This is a genomic window from Streptomyces sp. NPDC006610 (assembly GCF_040611575.1).
GTDB lineage: Bacteria > Actinomycetota > Actinomycetes > Streptomycetales > Streptomycetaceae > Streptomyces.
The window spans coordinates 48521-61080 of record NZ_JBEXOP010000047.1 but is presented as its reverse complement, the minus strand read 5'-3'; the positions used below and the strand labels follow the sequence as shown (position 1 = coordinate 61080).

8 protein-coding genes are annotated in these 12560 nt (G+C 70.3%); 7 read left to right on the top strand and 1 reads right to left on the bottom strand.

Features of this window, described 5'->3' with window-relative positions:
• The first annotated feature begins 461 nt into the window (after positions 1-461).
• The 7 genes from ABZY13_RS29235 (at position 462) to ABZY13_RS29205 (ending at position 11579) form a co-directional block, all read left to right on the top strand.
• A complete protein-coding gene (locus ABZY13_RS29235; protein ID WP_356635982.1) occupies positions 462-935 on the top strand; it encodes a hypothetical protein in 474 nt (157 codons plus the stop codon).
• 42 nt (positions 936-977) lie between these two features.
• The gene (locus tag ABZY13_RS29230) at positions 978-3638 is read left to right on the top strand and encodes a Helicase associated domain protein (protein ID WP_356635980.1); all 2661 of its coding nucleotides are present in this window, start codon (positions 978-980) and stop codon (positions 3636-3638) included.
• 115 nt (positions 3639-3753) lie between these two features.
• Positions 3754-4461, top strand: a complete 708-nt coding sequence (locus tag ABZY13_RS29225; protein WP_355531680.1) for a TnsA-like heteromeric transposase endonuclease subunit — start codon at positions 3754-3756, stop codon at positions 4459-4461.
• Positions 4458-6656, top strand: coding sequence for a Mu transposase C-terminal domain-containing protein (locus tag ABZY13_RS29220; protein WP_356635978.1), 2199 nt, complete (start codon positions 4458-4460; stop codon positions 6654-6656). Before ABZY13_RS29225 ends, ABZY13_RS29220 begins: the two co-directional genes overlap by 4 nt.
• On the top strand, positions 6650-7669 hold the full coding sequence (locus ABZY13_RS29215) for an ATP-binding protein (protein WP_356635976.1): 1020 nt from the start codon (positions 6650-6652) through the stop codon (positions 7667-7669). The genes ABZY13_RS29220 and ABZY13_RS29215 overlap by 7 nt, the downstream gene beginning before the upstream one ends.
• Before the next feature lie 11 nt (positions 7670-7680).
• Entirely contained in the window at positions 7681-10692 is a 3012-nt protein-coding gene (locus tag ABZY13_RS29210) for a Helicase associated domain protein (RefSeq protein ID WP_356635973.1), read from the top strand.
• Positions 10693-11213: 521 nt separating this feature from the next.
• Positions 11214-11579 carry a hypothetical protein gene (locus tag ABZY13_RS29205; RefSeq protein WP_356635971.1) on the top strand — a complete coding sequence of 122 codons (366 nt, stop codon included), beginning with the start codon at positions 11214-11216 and terminating at the stop codon, positions 11577-11579.
• A gap of 55 nt (positions 11580-11634) precedes the next feature.
• On the opposite strand, the gene ABZY13_RS29200 is transcribed toward ABZY13_RS29205, so the two are convergent.
• The gene (locus ABZY13_RS29200; protein WP_356635969.1) at positions 11635-12519 is read right to left on the bottom strand and encodes a nucleoside triphosphate pyrophosphohydrolase family protein; all 885 of its coding nucleotides are present in this window, start codon (positions 12517-12519) and stop codon (positions 11635-11637) included.
• Positions 12520-12560: the final 41 nt, after the last annotated feature.

The following is a 12560-nucleotide window of genomic DNA, read 5'->3' as shown; positions in this document are numbered from 1 at the left end:
CCCGGCCCGGGGGGGGGGCGCGGGGGCCGACCGGCCCCCCCCCCGGCCGGGGGGGGGCCCCCCCCCCCCCCCCAACCCGCTTGCTGCGCAAGCGGTTGACGACTCGTCCGCTGCGCTCCCGAGCCGGGCGGGACTCTGTCCCGCTAGCGGGCCTCCGCTTCACTCCGGCCCGGCCGGCGGGTCCGCTGCGCTCCCCCGCCTCAACGGTCCTTGCGGCTGCCGCCTCCAGTCCCTTGGGGCCCGCTGTCGCGGGCCTGGCTGGCTACGAGGGTGGGGGGCGCTCGTTCGTGTCGGGTTCCAGTGTAGTGGGTGCATCAGGTTTGATTCAGTATGTATCGTTGGCGAAAAAACGGGACATGCCCCAACCGTCACGGGATCGGACGCAGGAAAAGGGGAATCATATGTGGAGTGCTCAGGATGTGACGCGGGATCAGGTTAGGCGTCAGGCAAGCGGCCTCGATATGGCCGCCGTTGCGGAGAAGGTCGCGGAGGCTGCTGCCCGGGAGCGGGAGACAGCGGAGCGATTGAGGCGGGGCGGTTCCTTCTCCGAGTTCGAGGCGGACCCGGAGCGGCTGGCTGCCGTCTGGGCGGCGAAGCATGTGGAGTGGCAGCGCGTCAGGGACTTGATGGCTCAGGCCGGTTGGGGCGCGTACGAGCCGGAGCGGGACGCCCAAGGCTCCATGTGGGCTCAGGAGCGCGGCGAGCGGCGTAGTGGGGCTCTCGCGGCCCGGGCGGCCTTCAAGGCGCGGCGGCGGGCGGAGGTGGATGAGCTGCGGGCGGAGTTGTGGCTGTCTGCCGCGCACAGCCGACTGATCCGGGCGGTGGCCGATCGGGTCGGGCTCATGCCCGCCCAGGTCCTGGCGCAGCTCGCCGAGCGGGTCGTGGTGAGCGAGGACGGTACGGTGTCAGTTCCGCTCTTCACGCCGTCCCGGTGATTTCCCGAAACGGTCAGAAAACGAGTAGGGGAGGATTTCGAAATGCCGGGTCTTCAGCTCAAGGAACACCAGGTTGACCAGAAGGCGGCTTTCCGTGAGTGGGTGGGATTCCCTGCAAGATCATCTGTGCCTCCGCAGGGTGCCCGGGCCACGATCGTCTCCGCGACCGGGTCGGGCAAGACGATTACGGCGGCTGCGTGCGCGCTGGAGTCGTTCGCGGACGGCCGGTTTCTCGTGACGGTGCCGACCCTGGACCTGCTCGTGCAGACCGCCCAGGCGTGGCGTCTGGTGGGTCACCGGGTGCCGATGGTCGCGGTGTGCTCGCTGGAGAACGACCCGGCTCTCAACGAGCTGGGGGTGCGCACCACCACCAACCCGATCCAGCTCGCCCTGTGGGCCGGGTCCGGGCCCGTGGTCGTGTTCGCCACGTACGCCTCCCTGGTGGACCGCGAGGACCCCGAAGACCTGACGGGTCAGCGGAAGGTGCGCGGGCCGCTGGAGGCCGCGCTGGCGGGCGGAGAGCGGCTCTACGGCCAGCGCATGAACGGCTTCGACCTCGCGATCGTGGACGAGGCCCACGGAACCGCTGGTGATCTCGGCCGGCCGTGGGCGGCGATCCACGACAACGCCCGGATCCCGGCGGACTTCCGGCTCTACCTGACCGCGACCCCGCGCATTCTCGCTGCGGCCCGCCCACAGAGGGGCGGGGAGGGCCAGGAGGCAGAGATCGCGACCATGGCCGACGACCCGGAGGGCACCTACGGCGCGTGGATCGCCGAGCTCGGGCTCTCGGAGGCGATCGAGCGCGAGATCCTCGCCGGGTTCGAGATCGACGTGCTGGAGATCCGCGACCCCTCACCGGTCCTCGGGGAATCGGAGGAGGCCCGACGGGGCCGGCGCCTGGCCCTGCTGCAGACCGCGCTCCTGGAGCACGCCGCCGCGCACAACCTGCGTACCGTCATGACGTTCCACCAGAAGGTCGAGGAAGCCGCGGCGTTCGCGGAGAAGCTCCCGGAGACGGCCGCCGAGCTGTACATGAACGACGCCTCCGACGACGACCTGGCGAAGGCGGAGAAGCTGCCGAAGTCCTCCATCGACGCGGAGTTCTACGAGCTGGAGGCCGGCCGCCACGTACCCCCGGACCGGGTGTGGTCGGCGTGGCTGTGCGGCGACCACCTCGTCGCCGAGCGACGCGAGGTCCTGCGGCAGTTCGCCAACGGCATCGACGCGGCCGGGCGCCGGGTCCATCGCGCTTTCCTCGCCAGCGTTCGCGTGCTCGGGGAAGGCGTCGACATCACCGGCGAGCGGGGGGTCGAGGCCGTCTGCTTCGCTGACACCCGCGGCTCCCAGGTGGAGATCGTGCAGAACATCGGCCGGGCGCTGCGGCTCAACAAGGACGGCAGCACGAAGGTCGCGCGGATCATCGTGCCGGTGTTCCTGGAGCCGAACGAGGACCCGACCGACATGGTCGCCTCCGCGAGCTTCAAGCCGCTCGTGGCCGTGCTCCAGGGCCTTCGCTCGCATGATGAGCGCCTGGTCGAGCAGCTCGCCTCCCGCGCGCTCACCAGCGGCAAGCGCAAGATCCACGTGCAGCGTGACGAGGAAGGACGGATCGTCGGGGCCGGCGGCGCCAGCGACGGCGAGGACCAGGAACAGGACGACACCGACGCCGCTGCCGAGTCCGCGCTGCTGCACTTCTCCAGCCCGCGCGACGCCGCGACCATCTCGGCCTTCCTCCGTACGCGGGTATACCGGCCGGAGTCGCTGGTGTGGCTGGAGGGCTACCAGGCCCTGCTGCGGTGGCGGAAGGAGAACGAGATCACCGGCCTGTACGCCGTTCCCTACAACGTCGAGGTCGAAGTCGGGGCGACCAAGGCGTTTCCGCTCGGGCGATGGGTGCATCAGCAGAGGAAGGCGCTGCGGGCCGGGGAGCTGGAGGAGCGGCGCAAGGTGCTGCTGGACGCGCCGGAGGCCGGGATGGTCTGGGAACCCGGCGAAGAAGCCTGGGAGAACAAACTCGCCGCGCTCCGGTCCTACCGGCGCGCCCACGGACACTTGGCGCCGAGGCAGGACGCCGTCTGGGACGACCCGGTCGGCGGCGGCACCGTGCCGGTCGGGCAGCACATGGCGAACCTGCGCCGGAAGGGCGGTCTCGGGAAGGACCCGAAGTGGGCAGAGGAGCGCGCGCAGCAGCTGGCCGCGATCGACCTGGACTGGAACTGCCCGTGGCCGCTGAACTGGCAGCGCCACTACCGCGTCCTCGCCGACCTCGCCGAGGACGAGCCTGGTGGGGTACTGCCCGACATCCAGCCCGGCGTGACATTCGACGGCGACGACCTCGGACGATGGCTCCAACGGCAACGCCGCAGCTGGACGGAACTCTCCGAAGAGCAGCAGCAGCGGCTGTCGAAGCTGGGCGTCAAACCCGCCGATCGGCCCGCAACGGTCCCGGCGGCCAAGGACGGCGGAAGGACGTCTGCCTTCCAGCGCGGTCTGGCGGCCCTCACCCAGTACATCCAGCGGGAGGGCAGAACCACCGTTGGACGGGCGCACATTGAAGAGCTGCCGGACGGTTCGGCGATCAGGCTGGGTGTATTTCTGAGTAACCAGAAAGCCAGGCGTGACCGGCTGGATGCGAAGCAGCGGGCCGCCCTCGCCGAGCTGGGCTACACCTGGGCTGCAGAACAGTCCGGGCGCATCTGACGTTCAGCGATGGGCCGCGCGTGCCCATTACCGGATGGGCCGATAAGCCGTTTGGTTCTGTATGCAGGAGGCTGGGTGGGACTGGGCGGGGGCACGGCAGCCGGAAGCCGAGTCGGTGGATGTGCTGTTCCGGGCTGCGGACGGGGTCACGGAGTGCTCGAGGTGGTCGTCGGCTGCCGCCGAGGTGCTCTTCGAGAACTGTCCGCCGCTGAAGCCGTTCCCGGTCCGCACGGGCAAGCGGCTGGCACCGGGATGGTGGTGGTCGGCCACCACCGGACGGCTGGTGCACTACGGGTCCGCAGCGATGCGACTGCACGTGATGCTCCTCGACCGCGACCCGCGTGTCAGCGGTCTGGCCGCCCGGCCGCTTGAACTGCGGTGGCATGTGCCGAGTGGGGTGCGAGCGCATGCTCCTCAGCTGATGCTCCGGCTGGCCGATGGCCAGGGAGTGCTCGCCGACTGCACAACAAGGGGAGAGCTGTCTCGGCGCCAGCGATCTGTTGCTGCGGTGGTCGGAGAGATCTGTACGGCGGCGGGCTGGCGGTACTGGGTGCTCGGGCCTGTCGATCCGGTCTACCGGCGCAATGTGACCTGGCTGGCCGGATACCGGCACCCCCGGCACCACGGTGGTCGGTTGCTGGCTGACGCGCTGCAGGAGGCGTTCGCCGAGTCGGCGCCGCTGTGGGAGGGCGTACGCAGGATCGGGGATCCGCTGGTCGTGCTTCCCGCGCTGTTCCATGCCCTGTGGGCGGGACGGCTGGCGGCGGACCTGGGGGCGGCGATGCATGAGCGGATGCCGGTGTGGGCCCAGGCGGCAGAGTGAGAGCGGGCAGCGGGATGCCGGGCAGGCCGGTGGTGGAGCTGGGATGCCCGGTGCGGTTCGGGGGGCGTACCTGGACGGTGGCGGCCCTTGCTGACGGGCAGGTACGGCTGGTCGCCGAGGACGGTGCGGTAGCGGCGGTATTGCTGTCGCTGCTGTTCGCCGATGCGGGGTTCGAGGTCCTGGACGCGCCGGGGGTGTCCAGGGTGCCGCCGCTGGGCTTGCTGCAGTCGTTGCCCGAGGCGGTGCGGGAACGGGCCCTGGCGTGGGAGCGGCATGTGCGGGAGGTGGAGACGGGGCAGCCGGGCGGGCTCGGTGACGCGGGTCCGCGCCGGGCGGAGTACGACCCGCAGACGCGGACGCTGGCGCAGCGCGAGGAGGCGAAGGCGGCGGAGCTGTCGGCGGCCGGCATGACCACCAGCGCGGTGACGGTGCGGCGGATGCGGGCCCGCTACCGGCAGGACGGAGTGTGGGGACTGGTGGACCACCGTGCCACCCGGCCGCGGACGGCGCTGGGGCGTGCGGACGAGCGGGTGGTGGCCGCTGTGCGGGAGGTGTTGGAGGCGGGGCGGGAGCGTTCCAGCGGGACGCTGGGGCGGCTGCGGGTATACACCGAGCGGCTGCTGGCCGAGCAGTACGGGGAGGGGGCGGTGCCGCTGCCCTCAGGCGCGACGTTCAACCGGCTCGTGCACGCCCTGGCTGACGGGCACGGGCTGCTGGGCAGTGCGCGGCAGCGCCGCTGGCGCTCAGCGAGGCCGGCTCCCCCGTTCGTCCCGACGACGGTGATGGCGCCGGGTGAGCTGGTGATGATGGACAGCACCGTGCTGGACGCCTTCGTGGTACTCGACGACGGGGTGGTGGAACGGCCCGAGCTGACCATCGCACTCGATGTCGCCACCCGGACCATCTGCGCGGCCGTGCTGCGTGCGAAAGGGACCCGCAGCGTGGACGCGGCGCAGCTGCTGGCGCAGATGATGGTCCCGGCGCCGATGCGGCCAGGCTGGGCCGAGGCGCTGGCGATGGAACATGCGGTGGTGCCCTATGAGCGGCTGCTGAGCGTGGATGCCCGGCTGGAAGGCGCAGCGGCGCGGCCTGTGATCACCCCGCAGACCATCGTGGTCGACCAGGGCAAGGTGTTCGTGTCGTCCTCGTTCATCGCCGCCTGCGAGTCGCTGGGCGTTTCCGTGCAGCCCACGCCGCCGGGCAACGGGCCGGCCAAGGGGCACGTGGAGCGCACCTTCTCCTCGATCAACACGCTGTTCGTCCAGCACGTGGCCGCCTACACGGGCTCGCACACCGGCGAGCGGGGGAAGGGCGCCGAAGGCGAGGCGGTGTGGACGCTGGCCCAGTTGGACGACCTGCTGCAGGAGTGGATCATCTGCGGGTGGCAGGAGCGTGAGCACGACGGGCTTCGGCACCCGATGATGCCGCGCTGTGCGCTATCGCCTAATGAGATGTGGGCGGCGCTGGTCGCCGTGTGCGGATACGTCCCGGTGCCGCTGGGCCGTGAGGACTACATCGAGCTGATGCCCGTCAAACGGCAGAAGATCAACGACTACGGCATCCGCATCGACTACCGCACCTACGACCACAAGGTCCTCAATCCCTACCGCGGCGAGCACTCACCAGCAGGGGACGGCCTGTGGGAGATCCACTACAACCCGCACGCTCCCGGCCAGATCTGGGTACGCCTGCCGAAGCCTGACCAGCCGCGCGGATACGGCTGGGAGGCGGTGCCGTGGATCCACCACACCCTGGTCAGCGCCCCGTTCACCGACTTCACCTGGCAGCACATCAAGCGCACCGTCGCCCGCCGCACAGACCGCGCCCAGCACGAACACGACCTGGCGCTCGCCCTGCGCGAGCTGCTGGAACGCGCCGCCGCCGGACATGGCACCCGGCGGGAGAAGGTCGTCGCCGCCCGCGCACGCACCGCCGCAACCGACGGTGCGGTGTGGGGGGTCTTGTACGGCCGGCAACCGGAGGCAGAAGCCGATGAGCCCGGGGAGGAAGTCTTCGACGACAGCGAGGACGACGAAGAGCCCCTGACCGACGACGGCGCCCTGAGTACCTGGCCGGCTGAACACACGCCACCGGACGGCTCCCCAAGGGGTGCGGTGCAGGAAGCCGGCGTGCCTGCCCCAAGGCGCCCGCAGGTGACGGTCTACGACCCCTTCGAGGAGTCCCTGCAATGGTGAGCCCAATCTCCACCGATGCCGTCGGGTTCGCCCCGCTGGCCCCTCCGACCGTGTGGCAGGGCTGGGATGCCTTCGTCCACCGCGCCCCGGCACCCGCGCGCGACGCCAGCGACCCCGCCTGGTCCCAGGCGGAGCGCGAGGACTACCACTCCGAACTCGCCGTCATGCGCACCCCGGCCATGGACAGCGTGTTCACCGCCGTACGCCGACTGCTGCTGCTCAACCGCCGCCAGCAGGCCGGCGCCCGCCGCGGCCTGATCATCTCCGGGCCGGCCACGACGGGTAAGACCACCACGATGATGGCGCTCGGGCGTTCCTTCCATCTGGCCGACGCCCGCCAGCACCCCGGCCAGGACGGCAGAAGACCGGTGCTGTTCATCAGCGTGCCGCCGGCCGCCACCCCCAAGATGCTCGTCAGCGAATTCGCCCGGTTCCTCGGCATGCCCATCACCGACCGCCTCAACCAGACCCAGATCACCGGCGCCGTCTGCGACCTGCTGTGCGAACTGGGCACCCAGCTGGTCCTCATCGATGATGTCCATCTCCTGGACACCCAGCGGCGCGCCGGCGCGGAAACCTCCGACCAGCTGAAGCACCTCGGCGAACGCATCCCGGCCACCTTCGTGTACTCCGCGATCGACGTCGAGACCTCCTCACTGCTCAGCGGGGTGCGCGGAGCGCAGATCGCTGGCCGATTCAAGATCTTCCGCCACCGCCCACTGGCGTATGCCACCGAGCAGGACAGGTCGGTCTGGGACGACCTCGTACGGGCCATGGAGACGTTGTTGAGGCTGCGCGCACACCGACCCGGAACACTGGTCAAGCACGCCGCCTACCTCCACACCCGCACCGCAGGACGGATCGGCAGCCTCTCCCACCTCATCCGCGAAGCCGCCCTGATCGCCCTCACCGACGGCACCGAGCGGATCACCAAGCAGCTGCTGAGCGAGGTCGAGCTCGACGCGGCAGCCGAAGCCCAGGCCCGGCCGGCCCGGCCCGCACGACCGAAGTAGAGGCATCCGGCGTGACCCAGCAGCGCAGCACGACCGCGCCCCGCCGTACGCCCGCAAGCGGGCGTACGGGACGCAAGCCAGCGGCGTCCGGCGGCATCGTGCCTGCCATGGGCTGCGGCGCGGCAGGACGGGTGGCTCCGCTGCCGGGAGAGCTGACGCTGTCGTTCCTGACCCGGCTCGCCGCCTGCTACCACCTCGCCATCCGCGACCTGCTCGCCGCTGTCACCGACGTCGGCGGCCAGCAGAACCTCACCGGCATGCTGTACCCGGACAGCGAGATCCACCTCAACGCCCAGGCACGCGTCCGTGTAGCCACCCTGTGCCGTGTTCCACCACGGGTGCTCGAGCAGGCCCTGCCCGCATGGAGGCGGGAAGAACCGAGCGGCAGATACGGAGCCGGCCCGGTCGGGCGGCTGATGCGTGGCGAGGAGGCCGTCGCTGCCTGGGGGCCGGCCTGCCCCGCATGCACCGCTGCACGCACCGGACGCCGCGTGCCCGCACGCCGGTACCTGACGCCCGGAGAGCGGGTCTGCGCACGCCACCGGTACTGGCTGCTGTTCCTGCCCGGGACTAGCGGCCTGCCCGTGCCCCTTGCCCGGTGCCCGGAGGTGATCGAGGCCCAGCGGCAGCATGTCCGGCTGCTGCGTCGCTGCCCCTCCGGTGCGCAGGCCTTCGAGGTCGCCCGCGCCGTCACCGGCTCCTGGTGGGAACAGCCCTGGCCGGGCGAGGAGCATGTGTGGCCGTCCCGTCTCAAGGACACGCGTCCGGATGATGCCGATCCCGGCTGGTGGAAGGTCGCCGCCCGCGACCTGGTCACCTATCCCGAGACCGTCGTCCTCGCACGCCTGTTGGCCGACCGCACCGTGCAAGAGCGCACCATCAGCGAATCACGCCGCCATCTTCCCTACCTGCTGGGCGAACTGCCCGGGCTATTGGCCGAGGTCGCTGACCAGCTCGGGCGGCCGTGGCTCGTCCACCGCCTCGCCACCGTCACCCACGGGCCGCTGTTCACCTGGGCCCACTCCTGCGTACGCGCCCCCACCGCACCAGCCCCCGCCACGCAGAAGACACTATGGGCGGTGCACTCGGCCCACCGGCCCCGCCCCCTCAGCGACCTCCTCCCCCACGCCCCGGCCACCGATGGCACCCCGCCCGCGGCAAGGCCCGCCAGACGGCTGCGCGGACACAGCCTCCAGGCCGAGCGCGCCTTCACCCAAGGACTCGCCCACGCCCGCTCCTACTACAAGGAGCATGGGCACCTAGCCGTGCCCAAGGAAGACACCCCCGCCGGCTATCCGCTGGGCCAGTGGCTCGCCAACACCCGCGCACGCCACGCCCGCATGCCCGCCCCCCAAGCCGCCGCCCTCACCACGCTGTATCCGTGGTGGAACGCGCCCTGGAGCACGCTGTGGCAGCGCACCTGGCACCAGGCTCGCACCCATCACCAGACCCGCGGCCCGCTCAAGCCGGCCCGCGGGTTCCCCAGCACCAGCTACAGTCTCGGCGATTGGCTCTACCTGCAGTGCACCCGCTACCCCACCCTCCACCCCGAACAGCAGCGCCTCCTCACCCAGATCGGCATCGATGCCGCGGCGGCGGCCGCCGCCCGCCCCAGACGACGCAACCTCAAGGCCGGCGCCGAAGAAGCCCTCGCCCACGCCCGCTCTTACGCCACCGCACACGGCAGCCTGGCCTCCGTGACCTCCGCAACCATCCACGACGGTTTCCGCCTGGGACAGTGGCTCGCCAACCAGCGCAACTACCAGCGCACCGGCCACCGCCCCCTGCCCGCCGGCCGCGCCCAAGCCCTCAACACCATCGACCCCTGGTGGTGCCCGCCCTGGAACCTGAAATGGCAGCGCTACTACTACCGCGCGCGCGACGCCGCAGCCGGCCGCCGCCTCCAGGCCGAGAACGGCTTCAATGACCTCGACGACTCCGGTGCCGCCGACTGGCTGTGGCGCCAGTGCACCACCTATGACGAGCTCAGCGAAGAGCAGCGACAACTCCTCGTCGGCATCGGCATCACGCCCCAAGTGGCCCGCACGGCCCTGGAACATGCACGTACAGCCCCGAAGAGACCAGCTGCGGATGTGGGAGACAAGACCAGCCAAGCCAGAAAGGCTGCAGATCCTGCGACTCCCACCGGTCCGCGCCGCACGCGGCGTGCCGCCGAGCCGAAGCGTCCTCGCGAGCCCCGCAGTCGCCTCGGGCACCGCCCCGACCTGAGACCCGGCTTCGAAACAGCCATGTCACACGCCCGTGCCTGGCACGCTGAACACGGCCACCTCGCAGCTCCCCGCGACACCGACCACGACGACTACCCCTTGGGCGCATGGCTGTTCAGCCAACGCAACCGCGCCAAACAACGCGCCCGAGCCGGTGTGCCGCCTTCACCCCACCTGCGCGAGCTCGCCGCGATCGACACCTGGTGGAACCCGCCGTGGGATCTGCATTGGCAGCGCAACTACTACCGCGCCCGCGACCACGTCCAGGCGGGCCGTCCCTTCGACCCCGCCGGGCTGGTCCCCTCCCCCGGCACCGTCCTGGGGAGCTGGATCAGCAGGGCCTGCCTGCAGTACGACCAGCTCCACCCAGACCAGCAGCAGCTTCTAGCATTGATCGGCGTCACGCCCGAGGTCGCCCACGCGCGCACCCGCCGTGCATACCCCTGGCGCACCGCTGTCGAACACGCCAAGGCCTTCGCCGCAGCCCACGGCCATCTGGCCGTGCCCCACGACACCCTCCACGAGGGCTTCTCCCTGGGCCGATGGCTGATCAAACAGCGCTACCGCGCCAACAAGACCAGCCCCTCCTTCCCCGCAGCCCGCGCCCTGACCGCCATCGACCCCTGGTGGAACCCGCCCTGGGGCACGGTCTGGCAACACGCCTACCACCACGCCCGCACCCAACCCCACACCCCCGCAACCCGCCGCTGGATCCAAAGCCAACGCCGCAGCTGGCTGCTCCTCCACCCCCACCAACAACAACTCCTCACCACAGCCGGCCTGATCGCCGCCTGAACCCTCTGGCTAGCGCCACCGACCTGGTCGGCCGACTCCTTCAGCCAGCCGCGATCGGGTAGAACTTCTGGCACTGATCTGCTCGAACAGGCCCCAGACGGTGCCGCGATGGCCGATACTGGTGAGCAGGTCTGGCGTGCCCGCAAGAGGATGCACGCGGCCATCGAGTAAGAGAAAGGTGGCGCGGAAAAGGTTCAATGAACCGGCTTAAGGGCTTTATCAGCAGTCTTTTTGTTAGCTGCTTCTCTTGACCCGCCCTGCCCAAAAAGCCGAAGAAAACCTCCGCTAAAACCGCCTAGCAAATCCTCTGAAAAACCCCACGGGACCAGCGAACCGGTCCCCAAAGGGGCTGGCAGGCCTGCCGTAAAACACCACCGGCCCGCCCTACGGCGACGCCGGCCCTCGGCATGCCCTCACACCACGGCACACCTGTGCCGCCTCTCCCCGTCCCAGCCGTCCCCGCACGGCTCGTTCAGGCATGAGGCGGCCCAGCCGTCACGTGCTGGAAGGGCATCCACGCGATGAACTCGACCTCCCTTGGCCCCATCGCCGGCCTTCTGGCCGGACTCCCCGCTGTCCTCGCCGGCGCCCTGGGCGGCGCACCCTGGTGGGCCGTCGGAGCCATCGTCATCGCCGCCTCCCTCACCGTCCCCCTCACCAGCCTGATCCTCGAACACTCACGACAACGAAAAGGAACACTGGTCGATGAGAAATTCGCAGCCACACTCGACCAGATAACAGACCCCGAAAAAAGAATCCAAGCCATTATCAGCTACCGGCAAGCCACAGCCCTCGCCGCGACTCCCCAGCCACCACCCGACCCGCCACCCGGAGCACTACCACCCGCGAACCCCGACAGCGGCAGCCAGTCACCAGCATCCGCATAGACGAACCGGCGGCCGGCAGTGGCGCTGGCATGCGTCGGCCGCCTTGGGGGCGACCTCAGGGTTCGATGAAAGTCAGTGTCTGAGCGTCGAGGTCCAGCTCGAGGCGGCCGCCGCCATGCTTGCGTAGCTGCCGCCAGGCGGCGTAGCCGGTCATGATCGCTTTCTCCCAGTCGGCGGCGCGCAGCACGCTGACTTCGAGGTGGGCGGTCATGTGGTCGATGGTGATGAGCAGTTCGTGGTCGACGTGGCGGACGTTTTCGAAGTAGTGGTGGCGGCTGGCGTAGGAGAAGACCAGGGCGCTGATGCCTTCCTCGATGGCGATGGCGCGGCCGCCGTCTTCGGCTTCGTCGATGCCGGGGCGGCTGCGGCGTTTGCAGCCGAGGAGGAAGCGGCTGACGGGGGACCAGCCCAGGACGGCGGCGTGGGCGAGGTGGAAGGCGTCGTGGAAGCGGTAATCGTCCTCGATGTGGCTGGCGCTGGTGAGGGGGTCGCCGGCCGGAGTGCCGTCTTCGCGGGTGAGGGCGATGACGGTGCGGCCGTCGGGCTGGTGGGTGGGGGTGAAGGTGACGGTGGTCCGTCGGGGGAGTTGTTCGTGGGGAGGGTAGTCGGCGTCGAAGCGGGGGCGTTGGTCGTCGGGGGTGGCGCGCCAGCGGTCTTTGGTCTTTTCCAGGCTGGCGGCGGCGATGTCTTCGAGGTCGAGGCCGAGGAGGTGGGCGAGGGTGGCGGTGTACCACAGGACGTCGCCGAGCTCCTCGCGTAGCTGCTGTTTGGACGGGCCGGCGTCGGCGCCGTCGCGCAGGCGCTTTTTGTAGGCGGTGGCCACGGAGCCGGTCTCGCCGACGAGTCCGAGCAGGGGTATCAGAACCGGGTCAGTGCCTTCGGCGGCGGGCTGCAGGGTCTTGAGGGCTGCTTGCTGATAGCGGGCCAGGTGCACGCGCACTCCCATGAAGGATCTTCCAACAGGTCTGTCGGATTTCCCGA